Origin of the sequence: Methylobacterium adhaesivum (genome assembly GCF_022179065.1) — a bacterium.
Taxonomy (GTDB): Bacteria; Pseudomonadota; Alphaproteobacteria; order Rhizobiales; family Beijerinckiaceae; genus Methylobacterium; species Methylobacterium adhaesivum.
Genome location: NZ_BPQD01000003.1, coordinates 390,486 through 408,840, shown reverse-complemented (window position 1 = coordinate 408,840; position 18,355 = coordinate 390,486). Strand labels below are relative to the sequence as shown.

The window sequence follows — 18,355 nt, the reverse complement described above, 5'->3', positions numbered from 1 at the left end:
GGCTCAACTCTTCAGCGGAGGCTCAATGCCAAGCGTGATGCCAGGACGTTCCCTCGCCGCGCGCCTGTCCCTGGTGCTGCTCGCCGCCTCCTGGGGGGCGGCGGCACAAGAGGCCGCGCTCCCCGAACGGCCACCGCAATCGGCCGCCGCCGAGCCGCAGGGGGATTTTCCGGTCTCGATCGCCGCCACCCTCGGGCCGTTCGGCGATCCGGGCGGCCTGCGCAGCGCCCTGCGGGACCGGGGGATCGACCTCACCGTCCTGTCCACCAACGAAGTCCTGGGCAATCCCAACGGCGGCATCCGCACCGGGCCGATCTATGCCGGCAAGTTCGAGGCGATCCTCGCCGTCGATCTCGAGCGAATGATGGGATGGTCCGGCCTCACGGCCTTCGCCAACGCGTTCCAGATCCACGACACCGGCGGCCTGCGCGACCGCAGCTTCCGGCGGCTCATCACGGTGAGCAACATCGAAGCCTATCCCACCACGCGCCTGTCGGAACTCTGGCTCGAACGACGCTGGGACTCGGGCCTCGCCCTGCGGATCGGGCAGCTCGCGGCGGACGGGGAGTTCTTCGCCTCCGACACGGGCAAGCCGTTCCTCAGCAACGACTGGCCGACCATAACGGGGGCCAATCTGCCGAGCGGCGGCCCGGCCTATCCCCTCGCCACGCCCGGCCTGCGCCTACGCTACGATGCGACACCCGGTCTGTCCGCCCTCGTGGCCGTCTTCAACGGCGATCCGGGCGACCAGCGCGTGGCGAACCGCCGGGGCACGAATTTCCGCCTCGGCGACCCGCCCCTGGTGATGGCCGAAGTGCAGTGGCGGCGGAACCAGGAGCCGGACACGGCCGGCCTCGCGGCAAGCCTCAAGCTCGGGGGCTACCGGCATTTCGGCCGGTTCGCGGACCCGCGCTTCGACACGGAGGGCCTGCACCTCGCGGACCCGTCGAGCCTCGGCACGGCGCGCGCCCTGCGCGGCACCAGCGGCCTCTACGCCGTGGCCGACCATCAGCTGTACCGGCCGGAAGGAGGCGGGCCATCGAGCGGGGTTTCAGTCTATGCACGCCTGTCGGGAAGCCCGTCGGACCGCAACCTCGTGGACCTGTGGGCCGATGGCGGCATCGTCGTCGCCGGACTGGTGCCGGGGCGGCCGGACGACCTGTTCGGTGCGAGCTTCATCTACGCGCGGATCGGAGAGGCGGCCCGGGCCTTCGACCGCGACCGGCTGGCCTTCGGCATGGGAGCCGGGCCGGTCCGCAAGGCGGAGGCGAGCCTCGAATTCACCTACCAGATGCAGGTGGTGCCCGGCTGGACCGTGCAACCCGATGTGCAGATGGTGTTCGATCCGGGCGGAGGGATCGAGAATTCCTCGCGGCCCGGAACGCGGATCAAGGGCGGGGTCGTCCTCGGCATGCGGTCGACGGTCGTCTACTGACCAGACCGCCGCGGGATCGCAACCGTTACGATCGACGACGTGCCGCGCGGACCCGAACCGGCACGAGTTGCGGCGCCGGGGATGCGCCCTCGACGAGGCTTCCGAGACCACGGACGATGGCTTCGCCCATCGAGCTCGCCGCCTTCACGAGCCGCCGCGCGATCGATCCGACGGACGATTCTCTCATGGCGGACTCCTTGATCAAACGACGGATGGCGAACGCAGGCCGCGACGGGCCGGTTCCTGCGGCGGTTAACGCGAACCTAACGATCGTCGGCATCTCTGCGCAGGCTGGAACGTCAATCCGTCGCACCGTGACCCGCCCCTCGCGCCTGCGTCGCGAACCCAATGCTTCGCGAACCGTGGCGGTACAGGAAATCTGCCAGTCCGATGCCCGGCTGGCAAGGATGTGGTTCAGGGCCGTCGGGCCTCCTTTGCCGCACCTCGGCCTGCGACGGACCGCTCCTCACCGTCTGCCCACGATGAAGAATCTTCGCTCCGCGTCGCACCCGGCCGAAAGACGCCGGAACCTGGACGAAAACTTGGCGTTATCGGTGCAATGAGGTCGCAGCCGGACGCTGCACCGGATCTTTCGAAGGATAGAGTCAGATGCTTGGCTGGGCCGTTACTTTCCTCGTCGTCGCCCTCGTGGCTGCTCTGCTCGGATTCGGCGGCATCGCCGGCACCGCCATGGAAGCCGCGAAGCTCGTCTTCTTCGTCGCCATCGTTCTGTTCGCCATCTCGGCCGTCATCGGCCTGATGCGCGGCCGCTCGCCGACGCTGTAACGGGAAATCTGGATCGGGCGGGCCGGTGGCCCGCCCAAACCGGGTAACCGCGAACGCCAGAAGGGCCGCCAGCATCATGCCGGGCGGCCCTTCTTACTACCAGGGTCCAAAACGCGACAGACGTTCCTGTCTCAGGGGCCCGTTTCGTCGGATGGAGAGGCCTCGAGTTGTGCGATGAGGTCACGGAATCGATCCGGAACGGGCTGCTGGACGACAGTGTCGTAGAGCGCCCTGAGATGAAGACCGATTCGTTTCTGCGTATGGTCGCTCAAGCCGCGCCCACGGGCATCGTCCTCGGCACGCAGGGCTCGCTCCCCCGGCGGGGAACCGCCCTCGTCGTGGTCTGTCATACGTCGGTTCCCCTCGATGCCGCATCGGCATCGCCGCAATTGTCTTGCGGCTTGACTTAGGTCATGGCTGCAGCTGCAACGCCGATGCGAACCGTCGGTTCCCGCACAGCGGAACGGAGCACTTCATTCCGCGTTGTGGCGGAACGGCCAAGAGGCGGCCAGCACGGCAAAGCCAAGGGGATAGTATGTCGACAGCCCAACTCGTGGTGCAGCACCTGCCGTATCTGCGCCGCTACGCACGGGCGCTTACGGGCAGCCAAGTCGCGGGCGACGCCTACGTCGCCGCCACGCTCGAGACCCTCGTGAACGAGCCCGAGACCCTCGGCCGCAGCGCCAACGTCAAAGCCGACCTCTTTCGCGTGTTCACGCGCATCTGGAATTCCCTGTCAGTGAACGGCCAGAGCGAACAGGTGCAGCACGACCTGCCGGCGGAGGTCCGCCTCGGCCAGATCACGCCGCTGCCGCGCCAAGCCTTCCTGCTCTCCTGCCTCGAGGGCTTCTCCGAGGAGGATGCGGCGATCATCCTCGACGTCGACGTCAGCCAGGTCCGTGACCTCGTGGACGAAGCGGGGCGCGAGCTCGCCGCCGACATGGCCACCGAAATCCTCATCATCGAGGACGAGCCGCTCATCGCCATGGACCTCGAAGCCCTGGTGGAAGGTCTCGGCCACAACGTGATCGGCGTCGCCCGCACCCGCACGGAAGCGATCAAGATCGCCTCCGAGGGTACGCGCCCCGGCCTGATCCTGGCCGACATCCAGCTCGCGGACGGCAGCTCCGGCCTCGATGCGGTGAACGACCTCCTGAAGACCTTCGAGGTGCCGGTGATCTTCATCACCGCCTATCCGGAGCGCTTCCTCACGGGCGAGCGCCCCGAGCCGGCCTTCCTCATCGCCAAGCCGTTCCAGCCCGCCAACGTCTCGGCGGTCATCAGCCAAGCTCTGTTCTTCCAGCAGAGTGCACGCCGTCGCGAAGTCAAGTCGGCCTGACAGTCCAAGGCAACGGGGTCGTGACCGAACAAAAGCCCCGGCAGCGCCGGGGCTTTTTTCATGACCGCGCCAGTGTCGGGACGATGGGAGCCGCCCACGAAAAAACGGGCCGGAGATCGCTCTCCAGCCCGTCGAAAAGGTTCCGGCCTCTACACAAGGGGATGCGGGGGGAGGACCAGGCGGCCGGGTGATCGAACAACGGTTTCGCCGCCCGCCCGTTCCCACGCCCCGCCTGAGAGCCACTCTCTTGCGAACACTGCTGTTTTTTCGCCACACCTGGGAGCCTCGATTGCCCCGCCATTCGTTCAATTTTTAAGGAATTCAGAGGGTCTGATTATTGACCATGGCTCAATTCGAAACAGTCAAGGAACCCTGGAGGTCGATCGGCGTTTGAATGAAATCATGTCAAGCTCCTTTCGGAGACACCGGCGATGTTTCGGTCAGGCTTCCTTCTCAGCATCAGCGGCCCCGCAGCGATTCTGACCGTCCTGATCCAGCCGACCGTGCAGAAAGTCGCTGTCCAATGGTCGGCCCCTGCTCCGGTCGTGCTTCAGACGAACCTTCCCGGCCAGCGCATCGCCCCTACGGCGATCAGCCCGATCCGGACGGCCTCCATCACGCGGCCGGCTTCGCGGACCGAATCACCCGTTCTTGGGCAGAACGGCCGCACCGCGAGCGAGAAGGATCAGCCGAAGGTGCGACGCCTGATGCGTGAAGGCTGCGAAGGCGCCATAAGCTCCCTGGCCGGCCCCGAGGCCCGCCGCATGCTACCCGGACGGTGCATCTCGTAACGAGCTGCGCCGACGTCTTCCCGGGGCGGATTCAATTCGCGTACGAGCAACTCAATCGATGACCGGAGCAGTAGCTCGCTCCAAATCGGCGGTTGTGAACAGGTCTATCGTTATGACCTTGCAAAGGTACGGATCACTCGATCCTTCTCATACGAAAACAGGGGCTTCTCCCGCGTGGAGAAGCCCCTGTTTTCGTTTGTCGATCGATTGCTCGAAAAGCGCGAGGCTCCATCGGGAGCCTCGCGCCGCAACGCTCAATCTTCGCCTGGACGGCCCGTGCCCGTGGACTGACCGCCCTTGCGGCCGGCGGAAGACGCCAGTTCGCGGTCCTGCGAGAAGGAGCGTTTTTCGGCGGGCACACTGCGCCCACCCTTGCTCGCGATCTCGCGCTGCCGTTCCAGATCCATCGAGGCAAAGCCTCGCTTCGAGGTGGAGTTCGATGCCATCAGCGCCTCCTCAGAATTGCTCTCACTGCCAAGACAACCTTCACCAATATCGATGGTTCCTTGTCCAAGACGGTCGCCAGTGAAAGCATCGCCAACAAGCGTGGCTATAAGTTCGGTATAGGGCGACGATACCGTACCGAGGCTGTATCGCCCGCGACAAAGCGCAGCGCGCGCATGTCGAGATCGTCCCACAGGCCATCCCGTCCCGCGCGGAGGCCGGGGCTGGACAATCCGCGCGCGAGTCGCATGGATGCGCCATGGAGTATGTCGCGATACCACCGATCACGCCGATGCCGGGCCGATGACCCTCGAGACCGAAGTTTCGTCCCTGCGTCAGGTGCCGCTGTTCCGAGGCGTGGAACCGTCGCGCCTGAAGCTCCTCGCCTTCACCAGCGAGCGGGTGCATTTCGAGGCCGGCCAGGGGCTGTTCGCCCGCGGCGATACGGCGGACGCGGCCTACCTCATCCTGGAAGGCGAGGCCGAAGTCTCCATCGACGGGCCGCAGGGGCCGTTTCGCCTCGCCCTGCTGGGCGCGAACGCCCTGCTCGGCGAGATGGGCATCCTCGCCGAGCAGCCGCGCTCGGCCACGGTGACGGCCCTGACGCCGCTCACCGCCCTGCGCATCGACCGGACGGTGTTCCTCGAACTCCTGGCGCAGTTCCCGCAGATCGGCATCGCGGTCATGCGCGAACTCGCCCTGCGCCTTGAGCAGACCAACCAGCAACTGGCGCAGCGCCAGGGCTGAGGGTGCCTCACGCCTCCGGGTAGGTGATGAACTCCAAGAGCGAGCCGTCCGGATCACGGAAGTAGACGCTCAGCCCCGCCCCGGCCGCGCCGTTGCGTGCCACCGGCCCGAGTTCCACCGGCACTCCGTGCGTCGCGAGATGCGCCATCGCCCCCTCGATGGGGCCGGACCACCGGAAGCACAGGTCGCTGTTGCCCGGCATCACTGGCTTCTCGGCGAGGGGCGTCGCCGCGACGCCGGGTCCGTGGACGTTGAGCTGCACCCCGCCGAAGCGAAAGGCGGCCCCCACGGGGCGCTCCACGATCTCGGCCCCGAGGACGTCGCGGTAGAACGCCGTCGACCGGGCCCAGTCCGAGACGTGGATCACGCAATGGTCAAGGTGGATCGCCGGACCGAGGCCCCGCAGCGCATCCTCCATGTCGGAAACCGGCAACGTCTGTGTATCGGCCATGAGAGATCCCCGTTCCGTGCGCCCCATCCTTCGGCCAGGGCCGCCGCCGGATCAACTCCGGCGGAGGAGGGCCGGCGCACATGACGCTTCCCGGCACCTGCGGCGGGAAAGAGACACCCTCTGCGCGCCGGGGAGGCTACTCAAGGGACGAATCCGACACCCAGGTGCCGATCCCGCGTCCGTGGAGCCCCTCATGCCGATCCGCCGCATCGTCCTCGGCCTGATCCTCATCGCCCCCCTGGCCGCCTGCAACGCGCGCGGCCCGGTGAACGTCGCGTCCGACGATGCCGCCTGGTACACCGGCACCATGCCGGACAAGCCGTTCGACGTGCCCCTCGTCGACAAGTCGCGCCTCGATCCGAAGTATCGCCGCCAGGTGGTGCGCTACACCGGCCCCGAGAAGCCCGGCACCATCGTGGTCGATATCGACAACCGGCAGATCGCCCTGGTGCAGGAAGACGGCAGCGCCATCCAGTACGGGGTCGGCGTCGGCAAGGCGGGTTTCTCGTGGAAGGGCGAGGCCCACATCGCCCGTAAAGGGGTGTGGCCGGATTGGAGCCCGACCACCACCATGGTCTCCCTCAATCCCGACCTGCCGCGCACCCGCAAGGGCGGCCTCGACAATCCCCTGGGCGCCCGCGCACTCTATCTCTACCAGGGCAACCGAGACACCCTGTTCCGCATCCACGGCACCAACGAGCCCTGGAGCATCGGCGAACAGCTCTCGTCCGGCTGCGTACGGATGCTCAACGAGGACATCGTCGACCTCTACGAGCGCGTCCCCGTCGGCACCCAGGTGCTGGTGAAGCGCAACGGCAAATACCGGGTCTGACCGCCTGAGTTGAATCGCGCCCGCCCGGGCGCGGGGGCCGGGCGGGAATTCTCCCGAGTCGGCGCACCAGCGGCATGTGACAACCCGTGAATTCCGTCATGCTCGCACGGACTCGCCGCGGCGTTCACCTTGCGTTGCGGGAGGAGATGGTCCAACCCGCCGGATACGATGGCGCGCTATGCGCGATGTCCTCCAGCAATCGGGCGGATCACGATGGGCAAGTGGGTCTATTCCTTCGGGGACGGCAAGGCGGAGGGTCAGTCCTCCATGCGCAACCTGCTCGGCGGCAAGGGCGCGAATCTCGCCGAGATGTCCAATCTCGGCCTGCCGGTCCCCCCCGGCTTCACCATCACCACGGAAGTCTGCACAGCCTACTATGACAACGGCCGGACCTACCCGGACGAGCTGAAGGATGAGGTCGCCGCCGCCCTCGAGGCCGTCGGCAAGCTCACGGGCCGCGGCTTCGGCGACCCGAAGAACCCGCTCCTCGTCTCGGTCCGCTCGGGCGCCCGCGCCTCGATGCCCGGCATGATGGACACGGTGCTCAACCTCGGCCTCAACGACGTCACCGTCGAGGCCCTGGCGACGGGCGCCGGCGATCCGCGCTTCGCCTACGATTCGTACCGTCGCTTCATCACCATGTATTCCAACGTGGTCCTCGGCGTGGAGCATCACGCCTTCGAGGAGGCCCTGGAGCACTACAAGGACGAGAAGGGCGTCAGCCTCGACACCGAACTCGGCGCCGAGGACTGGAAGCAGCTCGTGACCCGGTACAAGGCCATCGTGAAGGCCGAGCACGGCTCGGACTTCCCGCAGGGGGCCGAGGACCAGCTCTGGGGCGCCATCGGAGCGGTGTTCGATTCGTGGATGATCCCGCGCGCCAAGAAATACCGTGAACTGAACAACATCCCCGAGAGCTGGGGCACGGCCGTCAACGTCCAGGCCATGGTGTTCGGCAACATGGGCGACACCTCGGCGACCGGCGTCGCCTTCACCCGCAATCCCTCGACGGGTGAGCGCGCCCTCTACGGCGAGTTCCTCATCAACGCGCAAGGGGAAGACGTGGTGGCGGGCATCCGCACGCCGCAGGACATCACCGAGAAAGCCCGCATCGAGGCGAAATCCGACCGTCCGTCCATGGAACTGGCGATGCCGGATTCCTACGCCGAACTCGTGCGGATCTACGGTCTCCTCGAGACCCATTACCGCGACATGCAGGACATGGAGTTCACCATTGAGTCGGGCAAGCTCTGGATGCTTCAGACCCGCAACGGCAAGCGCACGGCGAAGGCTGCGCTTCGCATCGCCGTCGACCTCGCGGCCGAAGGGCTGATCACCCAGGAAGAAGCCATCGGCCGCATCGAGCCGGCGGCCCTCGATCAGCTCCTGCACCCGACCATCGATCCGAAGGCCGAGCGCAAGGTCATCGCCTCGGGCCTGCCCGCCTCGCCGGGTGCCGCCACGGGCGAGATCGTGTTCAATTCCGAGGATGCCGAGGCCGCCCGCAAGGCCGAGCGCAAGTGCATCCTCGTGCGCATCGAGACCTCGCCGGAGGACATCCACGGGATGCACGCCTCCGAGGGCATCCTCACCACGCGCGGCGGCATGACGAGCCACGCGGCCGTGGTGGCGCGCGGCATGGGCAAGCCCTGCGTCTCGGGCGCCGGTACCGTCCGGGTCGACTACAAGGCCGGGACCCTCACGGTGGCGGGCACGACCCTGAAGGCCGGCGACAGGATCACCATCGACGGTTCGACGGGGCAGGTGCTGCTCGGCGAGGTGGCGATGCTGGAGCCGTCCCTGTCCGGCGAGTTCGCCACCCTCATGGGCTGGGCCGACAAGGTCCGCACCATGAAGGTCCGCACCAACGCCGACACCCCCACCGATGCGCGGGCCGCCCGCAACTTCGGCGCCGAGGGCATCGGCCTGTGCCGCACGGAGCACATGTTCTTCGAAGGCGACCGCATCGTCGCCGTGCGCGAGATGATTCTGGCCGACGACGCCGAAGGCCGCCGCGCGGCGCTGGCCAAGATCCTGCCCTACCAGCGCCAGGACTTCGCGGAGCTGTTCACGATCATGTCGGGCCTGCCCGTCACGATCCGCCTGCTCGATCCGCCGCTGCACGAATTCCTGCCCCACACGGATGCCGAGGTGCAGGACGTCGCCACCAGCATGGGCGTGTCGGAGGACAAGCTGCGCCGCCGGATGACGGAGCTGCACGAGTTCAACCCGATGCTCGGCTTCCGCGGCTGCCGCCTCGCCATCGCCTTCCCGGAGATCGCCGAGATGCAGGCGCGGGCCATCTTCGAGGCCGCCGTCCAGGCCGCCAAGGAGACCGGCGCCCCGGTGACGTCGGAAGTGATGGTGCCCCTCGTCTTCACCAAGATGGAGTTCGACATCGTCAAGGCGCGCATCGATGCTATGGCGAAGGCCGTCTCCGAGGAGACCGGCAGCAGCGTCGTCTATCAGGTCGGCACCATGATCGAGCTGCCGCGCGCGGCCCTGCGAGCGGGTGATATCGCCGAGACGGCGGAGTTCTTCTCGTTCGGCACCAACGACCTGACGCAGACGGCGCTCGGCATTTCCCGCGACGACGCCGCGACCTTCCTCGGGGCCTACACCCAGAAGGGGATTCTTGCCGCCGACCCGTTCATCTCCATCGATCAGGAGGGGGTCGGCGAACTCGTGCGCATCGGTGTCGAGCGCGGCCGGGCCGTGCGCCCGGACATCAAGCTCGGCATCTGCGGCGAGCATGGCGGCGATCCGGCCTCCATCGGCTTCTGTCAGGAGGTCGGCCTCGACTACGTGTCGTGCTCGCCCTACCGCGTGCCGATCGCGCGTCTGGCCGCCGCGCAGGCCGCCCTCGCCGCCCGCGACACCGCCAAGAAGTCCTGAGTAAGAAGTCCTGATCGGACCCTTCCCGGGCAGCTCCCTGCCGCCCGGGAAGCGCATGGCGAAATCCGTTCAACAAATTGTCGAAAACACGGCGAACCGATTTCGCCCCGGCACGTTCGATGCTAGTGCCAATCCATTGCGCGAGTTTCCCTGCTCACTGGAGTGGCTGCCTTCGCGTGGGAACGCCGGCCATGATCGATACGACGCCCACCCCCTTGTTTCTCAACGAAAATCCCGCCGCGGTCCCGATCCCAAGCGTCGTCCAGCAGGCCTATGTCTGGGCCTTCGGCGGTCTCGTGACCCTTGCGCTCCTCGTCCTCGCCGTCGCCACCCAGAGCGACGCCGATGCCACGCGCATCACCGGCCTGCGGGACGGTGCCGCCTCGGCACCCGCAACCCTGGTGAACGCCTTCGCGGCTGCCCACGGGCGCCCCGGCACATTCTGAACCACCGGCGGCGGAGCGGCTTTAACCGCTCCGCAACCATGCCACGCGATCATGTGCCCATCGGATGCCGAACGCGGGAACCTTGACCCCGGGCGCGGCGGGCCGGGGTGTTGATGCGTAGCGTGAGTCGGTTGGTCGTGGGCACGAAACGGGTACGACGCGATTCGAGCCTGCGCTGGCTCAGCGCCGCCATGGCGCCTTGGGCCGCCGGCATGGGCCTCCTGGTCTCCTTCACGGCGAGCGCCGGGACGGACGGCGGGAAGCACCTCATCGTGCACGAGGCGCGGATCGGTCCCGCCGTTCCGCTCGTGGGCGCACGGCCGCGCGCCTCCGTGAACGGCGGGCCAGCCTTCGAGGGGGCCGCGTCCATCCTCACGGCGAATCTGTCCGGGTCCCTCGTGGGCGTTCTCCTGCCCGGACCGGCGACCTGGAATCCCGACCTCGATGCGGAGGCCGGCTTCGTCCCACCCACCGTTGAAGGGGAGGGGACCGCGGAGACCGGCGACGGCTCGACGCCGGCGATTCCCCGCGCCGTGGCCCTGTCCTCCACCACGCCGGCGCCCGCCGACGCCACCCCCGTGGAGGTCGCGGCGGCGAGCCTGGCGATCCCGGGATTCTCGCCCCGCCGCGATTCCGAGACGCCCGCCGCCTCCGTCCTGGACAATGCCCGCCACCGCTACGCCGACCTCATCGGACCCGACGCCCTCGACCGCGAACAGCGCTGCCTCGCCGAAGCCGTGTACTTCGAAGCCCGCAGCGAGCCCGAGGACGGGCAGGCCGCCGTGGCGCAGGTGGTCCTCAACCGCGTGAAGAGCGGGCTCTACCCGAGCAACGTCTGCGGCGTGGTCTACCAGAACCGCCACCGCTACATGGGCTGCCAGTTCTCCTTCGCCTGCGAGGGCAAGTCCCTGCGCATCACCGACGGGCCGTCCTGGCAATCGGCCACCCGCATCGCCAGCGCGGTGATCGAGGGGCGGACCTACCTCGCCGAGGTCGGCGACGCGACCCATTACCATGCGGATTACGTGCGACCCGGCTGGTCGCGGCGCCTGCGCAAGATGGATGTCATCGGCCGGCACATCTTCTACCAGCTCAAGCGCGGACAGACCTGAATCTTAGCGGATTCGCTCGCATTCTACTTAAGCATCGCTACAGCTAAGTAGTCCTAAGCCTAGGTTAATTTTACCCTAAGTCTGAATTCGGGTTGCTCGAACGGCAACAAGGCTGCCTCTGATACGTCGAGATGTGCGCAATCGAACGGCGCCCATTCCGACCGTATCCACGTTCCAGCCCGAGGAAGCCCGCATGACCGCGCCGGTCACCCGATTCACGACCCCCATCGCCCTTGCCATCACCGGCGCCGTTCTGTTCGCAGCCTCCGCCCAGGCGGGCGGGTGCGGCGGCGCCGAGTGCTACCGCTACGTCGCGACCCCGCCGGTCTTCGGCGCCGTGAACGAACAGGTTCTCGTGCGTCCGGCCGAGACGGTCTACCGCACGGTCCCGCCCGTCTACGACACCGTGGCCGAGCGCGTCCTCGTCAGCCCCGGCGGCCGCGTCTGGCAGACCCGCCGCGACGCCTATGGCGAGCTCGTCGGCTGCTGGGTCGACGTGCCGCCGCAATATGCCGTGCGCCAGCGCCGGGTGCTGGTGCAGCCCGCCCAGACGATCCCCGAGACGATCCCGCCGCAATACGCCAACGTGCGCCGTCGCGTCCTCGTCCAGCCGGCCCGCGCGGGCTGGGTGCCGGCCGGCCACAGCACGGGCGGCTACGGTCCCCGCATCGGCTCAATTCCGGACGCCCTCGGCATCGCCGGCGCCAGCTCGGCCGATATCGGCGTCGGCCTCGGCTTCTCCTCGGGCAGCATCTACGACGGCTACTGAAGCCGGCATCGCCCCGGCCGGTCCTGCCGGCCGGGGCGCTTGATTCGCGTCGGCCGCGCGACACCTACCCGTGTCGGAGATGGGAGGCGCGAATGGGCCGGTTCAACGCGTGGGTGGTCGACAAGGCCGCGACGGGGCAATCCCTGACCTTCGGCACCCTCGACGATTCCGACCTCATGGACGGCGACGTCACCGTCCGGGTCACCCACTCCACGGTGAACTACAAGGACGGCCTCGCCATGACCGGGCGTTCGCCCGTCGTGCGCCGATTCCCGATGATTCCCGGCATCGATTTCTCCGGAGTGGTTGAGACCTCCACCCATCCCGATTACGCGCCCGGCGACGCCGTGATCCTCACGGGCTGGGGCGTCGGCGAGACCCACCTCGGCGGCTATGCCGAACGGGCGCGGGTGAGGGGCGACTGGCTCGTGCCCCTGCCGGAGGGCCTGAGTGGGGCCGAGGCCATGGCCATCGGCACCGCCGGATACACCGCGATGCTGTCCCTCATGGCCCTCGAACACCATGGTGCCCGCCCCGGCGACGGCCCGGCTCTGGTCACGGGCGCGTCGGGCGGCGTCGGCTCCGTGGCGGTGGCGCTCCTGGCGCGGGCGGGTTGGCACGTCATCGCGGCCACGGGCCGGGGGGAGGAGGCTGATTACCTGTCAGGCCTCGGGGCCGCCGAATGCCTCGACCGCGCCGAACTCTCGCAGCCCGGCAAGCCCCTCGCCAAGGAACGCTGGGCGGCGGCCGTCGATGTCGTCGGGTCCCACACCCTCGCCAACGTCTTGGCCGCCACCAAGGCCGGCGGGGCCGTGGCCGCCTGCGGCCTCGCGCAGGGCATGGACCTGCCGTCCTCCGTGGCCCCGTTCATCCTGCGGGGCGTCTCGCTGCTGGGCATCAACAGCGTGACAACGCCCCTGCCGAAGCGCCGGGCCGCCTGGGACCGCCTCGCGCGCGACCTCGATCGGACGGCCCTGGCCGCCATGACCACCACGGTGCCCCTCGCCGAGGTGGACCGCCTCGCCGAGGCGATTCTCGCAGGCGGCGTGCGGGGCCGGACGGTCGTGACGGTTCCTTAGGCGGAACCGTGCGGCCCTCCGGCGCATTTCTGGCTTTATGAGCAGAGCATTCGTCAAAGAGACCGAGGGCGGCGAGGCCTTCGAAGACCTTCCCGACCGCACCATCTCCGAACATCCGAACTTCGTCACCCCCGAGGGACTGGCGCAGATCGAGGCGGAAGTTGCGCGCCTGCAAGCGGCGTTCTCGGCCCTGACGCCCGACGCCAAGGCGGACGAGGCCCGCGTCACCCGCGACCTGCATTACTGGACGGCGCGGCTCGGCTCGGCCCAGCTGGTGGAGGTCGAACCCGGCGACGTGGTGCGGTTCGGCTCCACCGTGACCATCCTGCGTGAGGACGACAGCCGCCAGACCTTCCGAATCGTCGGCGAGGACGAGGCGGACCCGACTCAGGGCAGCCTGTCCTACGTCTCCCCCATGGCGCGGGCGCTGACGGGCAAGGGCGTCGGCGACACCGTCGAGGTCAACGGTCAGGAGATCGAGATCGTCGAGACCAAGTAAGTCGGGATCATCGTGATGCCGTCGCCTCGCCTTCGATCCGGGGGCGCAGGGCGGCGATTTCCTCGGCCATGAAATCCATGAACGCCCGCACCCTCGCCGATTGGCGCAGGTCCGGATGGGCGAGGAGCCAGAGGCCGGCGCCGAGTTCGGCCTCCACGCCCGACAGCCGCACGAGATCGGGGCGGTCATCGGCCGACCAGCAGGGTAGGGGGCCGATACCGAGACCGGCCTCCACCGCCTCGCGCAGGCCCAGTACCGTGTTGAGGGTGAGAACCACTCGATCGGCGACGGCCCGGGCTTCCACGAACCGGGTGAAGCGGCCGCCTGCGACGCTTTCTCCCGGCACCACCCAGGGGCATGCCGCCCGATCGCGTTCCGCGAAGTCGGATCGCCCATAGATCGCCCACGCGATGGTGGCGAGGCGCCGCCCCACCAGGGTCGCGGGCGGGGCGTCGCTCGCCCGCAACGCCACGTCGGCGTCGCGGCGGGACAGGTTCAGGGCCTCCTCCGCGACGATGCCGTGCAGACGGATGCCCGGATAACGCCGGCTGAATCGCGCGAGCGAGGGCATCAGCATATCGGCGATGAGGCTCGCCGGAGCGGTGATCCGCAAGTCGCCCACGGGATTGCGGTCGCGTCCCGCGAGTTCGCGGGTGAAGCGCTCGACGTCGCCGGCCATGCGGGCGGCGGCACCCATCATCACGAGGCCCGCCGCCGTGGGCGCGTAGCCGGCCCGGTGGCGGTCGAACAGTGTGGTCTCGAGGGCCGCCTCGATCCCGGCGAGGCGGCGGAAGGCCGTCGAGGGGTTGATGCCGAGCTCCTCGGCCGCCCGCGTCAAGCCACCGGCCTCGCCCACCGCCCGAACGAGGCGAAAGTCGTCCCAGTCCATGCCGCCCCCTCTTGCAGGATTGCAAGATCGATCTTGCACGACAGGGCATTTTCGCAAAGGCCGATCCGGGCGATAAGGCACCGACCGAAACGCGCCGAGGGCGCCGGCAACGACACCAAAGGGATACGCTGCGATGACCAAGGTTCTGGTGCTGTACTACTCGTCGTGGGGTCACGTGGAGAAGATGGCCGAGGCCGTCGCCGAGGGCGCACGGGAGGTCGGGGCCGAGGTCACGATCAAGCGCGTGCCCGAATTGGTGCCCGAGGAGGTCGCTCGGCAGTCCCACTACAAGCTCGACCAGGCCGCCCCCATCGCCACCGTGGACGAGTTGCCCGGTTACGATGCCATCATCTTCGGCACGCCGACCCGCTACGGCAACATGGCGGCACAGATGAAGCAGTTCATCGACCAGACCGGCGGCCTTTGGGCCAAGGGCGCCCTCGTGGGCAAGGTCGGCTCGGCCTTCACCTCGACGGCGAGCCAGCACGGCGGCCAGGAGACGACACTGACGAGCTTCCACACGGTGCTGCTGCACCACGGCATGGTGGTGGTGGGCCTGCCCTACGCGTTCCAGGGCCAGATGGGTGTCGACGAGGTGAAGGGCGGCTCGCCTTACGGCGCCACCACGCTGGCAGACGGCGACGGCTCGCGCCAGCCGAGCGCCACGGATCTGGCCGGGGCCCGCTACCAGGGTCGCCACGTCGCCGGCATCGCCGCCAAGCTCGCGGGCTGACCGCATAAGAAGAAGGCTCGGATTTCTCCGAGCCTTGAAAGGCTGAAGGCCATCTGGGGGCTGAATCGGCCTTCGTGAGGTCGAACGGGGTATCGGGCGATAAGTTCCCGTCGTTCCGCGAAAAAGATTCAGCGGGGCGCGGCGGCCCGGCGCAGGCGATCGTTGATCGCCTCGCCGAGGCCGTCCGGCGGTATCGGCGCGACGGCGATGGTCGCGGCGCCCGAAGCGTCGAGGTGCCGCAACGCCGAGAACAGGTTCGCGGCGGCCTCCGCCAGATCGCCGGTCGGGCTGAGATCGAACGCGGCCGGGGCACCGGGACTTTCGGGCATTCGGGCGAAGCGCAGCACGGCTTCGTCCGGCTCCACCGTCACGGCGTCGAGGCGCACACGGGCGCGGGGCGCATAGTGCGAGGCGAGGAGGCCCGGCCCGACTGGGACCGCCTCGCCCCCCGCCTCAGGGCCCGCGAGGGCGCGGCCCAGCACCCGCTCCAGATCGGCCCGCGTGATCCCGCCCGGCCGCAACAGGCGCGGCGGGCCGCCGAGGCAGGCCACCACCGTCGATTCGACCCCCACGGGAGCGGTGCCGCCGTCGAGCACGGCATCGATCCGCCCGTCGAGGTCGGCCAGCACGTGCGCGGCGCAGGTGGGGCTGACCCGGCCGGAGCGGTTGGCCGAGGGCGCCGCCACCGGGCGACCGACACGGGCGAGGAGATCGCGGGCGAGTCCGTTGCCCGGCACCCGCAAGGCCACACTGGCGAGGCCCGCACGCGCGAGGTCACAGACGGTGCAGCCGCGACCGGCCGGTACCACGAGGGTGAGGGGACCGGGCCAGAACGCCGCGGCGAGGCGCGACGCGTCGGCGTCGAACACCCCCTGCATCCGCGCCGCGTCGGCGTCGGCGAGATGGGCAATGAGCGGGTTGAAGCGAGGCCGCTCCTTCGCCGCATAGATGCGGGCGACGGCCGCCGGATCGCAGGCATCGGCCCCGAGGCCGTAGACGGTCTCCGTGGGGAACGCGACGGTACGCCCATCCGACAGAAGGCGCGCGGCCTCGGCGAGCCCGGCGGCATCGGGCAGCAGACGCAGGCTTGACCGACGATCGTTCATATCTAAACTATCTTTGGGAAGCGGATGGAAACGGCTGGTGCCGTCGAGCCCGCTTGCGCTTGAAGACGGTCGAACGCCGCCGGTCCGGAGGCCCCACTAAGTCGTTGCACGGTCGAAACTTACCCAGCCCGGCGCCCCGCCGGGGCAGGGGGGTGCTCTAGCGCCGGGGCGGGGCTTGCGTCAAACAAGGGTCGGACGCGCCATCCAAAAGGCGCGACGCAAGAAAACGGTTCGAGGGAGCCCCATGACCTACCGTGCCCCGGTCTCCGAGATGCTGTTCGCCCTGCGCCACGTCGCCGGGCTCGATGCGGTGCTGGGCGACGACCTCACGGCCGACGACGCCCGCACCATCCTGGAAGAGGCCGCGCGGGTGGCGGACGGCGTCATCGCCCCCCTGAACCGGGCCGGCGACCGCCACGGCACCCCCCTTCGGGACGGCGCCGTCACCACGGCGCCCGGCTGGCGCGAAGCTTACCGGACTTGGATTGACGGCGGCTGGAACGGCCTGTCGGCCGACCCCGACCATGGCGGGCAGGGTTTGCCGCTCCTCCTCAACGCCGCCTGCACGGAGATGTGGAACGGCGCCAGCATCGCCTTCGGCCTGTGCCCGCTGCTCACCGCCGGCGGCATCGAGGCCCTGGCGCAGCATGGCTCGGAGGACTTGAAGGCGCGCTACCTCGGAAAGCTCGTGTCGGGCGAGTGGACCGCCACCATGAACCTGACCGAGCCCCAGGCCGGCTCCGATCTCGCCCTCCTGCGCAGCCGCGCCGAGCCCGTGGGCGACGGCCGCTACCGCATCGTCGGCGCCAAGATCTACATCACGTATGGCGAGCACGATCTCGCCGACAACATCGTCCACCTCGTCCTCGCCCGGCTGAAGGACGCGCCGGCCGGCACGCGCGGCATCTCGCTGTTCCTCGTGCCCAAGGTGCTACCGGACGGAACCCTCAACGACCTGCGCTGCTCGGGCATCGAGCACAAGCTCGGCATCCACGGCTCGCCCACCTGCTCCATGGCGTTCGGCGATGATGGCGGCGCCATCGGCTGGCTCATCGGCGAGGAGAACCGGGGGCTCGCCTGCATGTTCACGATGATGAACGCGGCCCGCCTCGGCGTCGGGCTCCAGGGCGTCGGCATCGCCGAGCGGGCAACGCAGGGCGCCCTCGCCTATGCCCGCGAGCGCCGGCAGGGCAGAGCGCCGGGCGCGCAAGGCACCAGCGCCATCGTGGAACACGCCGACGTGCAGCGGATGCTGCTCACCATGAAAGCCTACACGGCGGCGGCGCGTGGGATCTGCTACCTCACGGCCGCCGCCCTCGACGCCGCGCGCGGGGCCGAAGGCCAGGCGGCACACGACCGTGCCTCCCTGCTGACCCCCGTCGCCAAGGCCTTCTCCACGGACATCGCCAATGAGGTCACGTCGCTGGGCGTGCAGGTCCATGGCGGCATGGGCTTCGTTGAGGAGACGGGCGCGGCCCAGCACATGCGCGACGCGCGCATCCTCGGGATCTACGAGGGCACCAACGGCATCCAGGCAATCGACCTCGTGACCCGCAAGCTGCCGCTGCGGGACGGCGCCACGGTCCGCGCCCAGCTCGCGTCCCTGCGCCGGGTGGCCGAGGGCCTGCTCAAGGACGCCGACCCCGCCTACGGCCACATGGGCGCGCGCCTGCGCGCCGGGATCGAGGCCCTCGACCGGGCGACGAGCTTCCAGCTCCGGGCCCTCGCCTCCAACCGGCCGGAGACGGCGCTGCCCGGGGCAACGCCGTATCTGCGCCTGTTCGGCCTCGTCCAGGGTGCGGCCTGCCTCGCGCAAGGCGCGCGCGCGGCCCGCGCCGCCCTCCAGGCCGGCGACACCGATCCGGGGCATGCCGGCCGCATCGCCCTGGCGCGGTTCTTCGCCGAGAACGAACTGACGGCGGCGGCGGGCCTCGCCGACACCGTGATGGATGGCGGCGCCTTCACCGAGACGGCGGCCCTGGCGTTGGTGGGGTGAATCCCC

At 69.0% G+C, this 18,355-nt stretch carries 19 protein-coding genes; 14 read left to right on the top strand and 5 right to left on the bottom strand.

The genetic code is table 11. The features are described 5' to 3' along the window. Positions 1–37 precede the first annotated feature (37 nt). From MFF01_RS05705 to MFF01_RS05695, 3 genes are all read left to right on the top strand, one after another. Positions 38–1,435, top strand: coding sequence for a carbohydrate porin (locus MFF01_RS05705; RefSeq protein WP_238222826.1), 1,398 nt, complete (start codon positions 38–40; stop codon positions 1,433–1,435). Positions 1,436–1,551: 116 nt separating this feature from the next. Beyond that, entirely contained in the window at positions 1,552–1,998 is a 447-nt protein-coding gene (locus tag MFF01_RS05700; RefSeq protein ID WP_238222824.1) for a hypothetical protein, read from the top strand. Between the two features lie 46 nt (positions 1,999–2,044). Beyond that, positions 2,045–2,221: a DUF1328 domain-containing protein gene (locus MFF01_RS05695; protein WP_003599466.1), complete on the top strand. Its 177-nt coding sequence runs from the start codon at positions 2,045–2,047 to the stop codon at positions 2,219–2,221. A 131-nt stretch (positions 2,222–2,352) separates the two neighbouring features. Here MFF01_RS05695 and MFF01_RS05690 read toward each other — a convergent pair whose 3' ends face one another. Further along, positions 2,353–2,571 (bottom strand): NepR family anti-sigma factor, encoded by a 219-nt coding sequence (locus tag MFF01_RS05690; RefSeq protein WP_238222822.1) that lies wholly within the window; start codon positions 2,569–2,571, stop codon positions 2,353–2,355. Between the two features lie 185 nt (positions 2,572–2,756). Between MFF01_RS05690 and MFF01_RS05685 the strand changes: the two genes are divergently transcribed. Next, entirely contained in the window at positions 2,757–3,560 is an 804-nt protein-coding gene (locus tag MFF01_RS05685) for a response regulator (protein WP_056173403.1), read from the top strand. Positions 3,561–4,605: 1,045 nt separating this feature from the next. Here the strand turns inward: MFF01_RS05685 and MFF01_RS05680 are convergent. Further along, positions 4,606–4,800, bottom strand: a complete 195-nt coding sequence (locus MFF01_RS05680; protein WP_056173408.1) for a con-10 family general stress protein — start codon at positions 4,798–4,800, stop codon at positions 4,606–4,608. A 298-nt stretch (positions 4,801–5,098) separates the two neighbouring features. Here MFF01_RS05680 and MFF01_RS05675 point away from each other — a divergent pair, with 298 nt between their 5' ends. Continuing rightward, positions 5,099–5,542 carry a cyclic nucleotide-binding domain-containing protein gene (locus tag MFF01_RS05675; RefSeq protein ID WP_238222820.1) on the top strand — a complete coding sequence of 148 codons (444 nt, stop codon included), beginning with the start codon at positions 5,099–5,101 and terminating at the stop codon, positions 5,540–5,542. A gap of 7 nt (positions 5,543–5,549) precedes the next feature. On the opposite strand, the gene MFF01_RS05670 is transcribed toward MFF01_RS05675, so the two are convergent. Continuing rightward, positions 5,550–5,993 (bottom strand): VOC family protein, encoded by a 444-nt coding sequence (locus tag MFF01_RS05670; protein ID WP_238222818.1) that lies wholly within the window; start codon positions 5,991–5,993, stop codon positions 5,550–5,552. Between the two features lie 193 nt (positions 5,994–6,186). Between MFF01_RS05670 and MFF01_RS05665 the strand changes: the two genes are divergently transcribed. From MFF01_RS05665 to greA, 7 genes are all read left to right on the top strand, one after another. Next, positions 6,187–6,825: a L,D-transpeptidase gene (locus tag MFF01_RS05665; RefSeq protein WP_238222808.1), complete on the top strand. Its 639-nt coding sequence runs from the start codon at positions 6,187–6,189 to the stop codon at positions 6,823–6,825. Between the two features lie 213 nt (positions 6,826–7,038). Next, a complete protein-coding gene (gene ppdK, locus MFF01_RS05660) occupies positions 7,039–9,720 on the top strand; it encodes a pyruvate, phosphate dikinase (protein ID WP_238222806.1) in 2,682 nt (893 codons plus the stop codon). A 191-nt stretch (positions 9,721–9,911) separates the two neighbouring features. Next, entirely contained in the window at positions 9,912–10,166 is a 255-nt protein-coding gene (locus MFF01_RS05655; RefSeq protein WP_238222805.1) for a hypothetical protein, read from the top strand. A gap of 137 nt (positions 10,167–10,303) precedes the next feature. After that, positions 10,304–11,278 carry a cell wall hydrolase gene (locus MFF01_RS05650; protein WP_435404632.1) on the top strand — a complete coding sequence of 325 codons (975 nt, stop codon included), beginning with the start codon at positions 10,304–10,306 and terminating at the stop codon, positions 11,276–11,278. Between the two features lie 193 nt (positions 11,279–11,471). After that, positions 11,472–12,047, top strand: coding sequence for a hypothetical protein (locus MFF01_RS05645; protein WP_238222801.1), 576 nt, complete (start codon positions 11,472–11,474; stop codon positions 12,045–12,047). 92 nt (positions 12,048–12,139) lie between these two features. After that, positions 12,140–13,126: an acrylyl-CoA reductase (NADPH) gene (acuI, locus tag MFF01_RS05640; RefSeq protein ID WP_238222798.1), complete on the top strand. Its 987-nt coding sequence runs from the start codon at positions 12,140–12,142 to the stop codon at positions 13,124–13,126. 37 nt (positions 13,127–13,163) lie between these two features. Beyond that, positions 13,164–13,625 (top strand): transcription elongation factor GreA, encoded by a 462-nt coding sequence (greA, locus tag MFF01_RS05635; protein WP_238222794.1) that lies wholly within the window; start codon positions 13,164–13,166, stop codon positions 13,623–13,625. 7 nt (positions 13,626–13,632) lie between these two features. Here the strand turns inward: greA and MFF01_RS05630 are convergent, their stop codons facing one another. Next, positions 13,633–14,514 (bottom strand): LysR family transcriptional regulator, encoded by an 882-nt coding sequence (locus MFF01_RS05630; RefSeq protein ID WP_238222792.1) that lies wholly within the window; start codon positions 14,512–14,514, stop codon positions 13,633–13,635. Between the two features lie 133 nt (positions 14,515–14,647). Between MFF01_RS05630 and wrbA the strand changes: the two genes are divergently transcribed. Beyond that, positions 14,648–15,247, top strand: coding sequence for an NAD(P)H:quinone oxidoreductase (gene wrbA / locus MFF01_RS05625; protein WP_238222791.1), 600 nt, complete (start codon positions 14,648–14,650; stop codon positions 15,245–15,247). 128 nt (positions 15,248–15,375) lie between these two features. Here the strand turns inward: wrbA and MFF01_RS05620 are convergent, their stop codons facing one another. Continuing rightward, positions 15,376–16,353 (bottom strand): L-threonylcarbamoyladenylate synthase, encoded by a 978-nt coding sequence (locus MFF01_RS05620; RefSeq protein WP_238222789.1) that lies wholly within the window; start codon positions 16,351–16,353, stop codon positions 15,376–15,378. A 244-nt stretch (positions 16,354–16,597) separates the two neighbouring features. On the opposite strand from MFF01_RS05620, the gene MFF01_RS05615 reads away from it, so the two are divergent. Further along, the gene (locus MFF01_RS05615; protein ID WP_238222786.1) at positions 16,598–18,349 is read left to right on the top strand and encodes an acyl-CoA dehydrogenase family protein; all 1,752 of its coding nucleotides are present in this window, start codon (positions 16,598–16,600) and stop codon (positions 18,347–18,349) included. Positions 18,350–18,355: the final 6 nt, after the last annotated feature.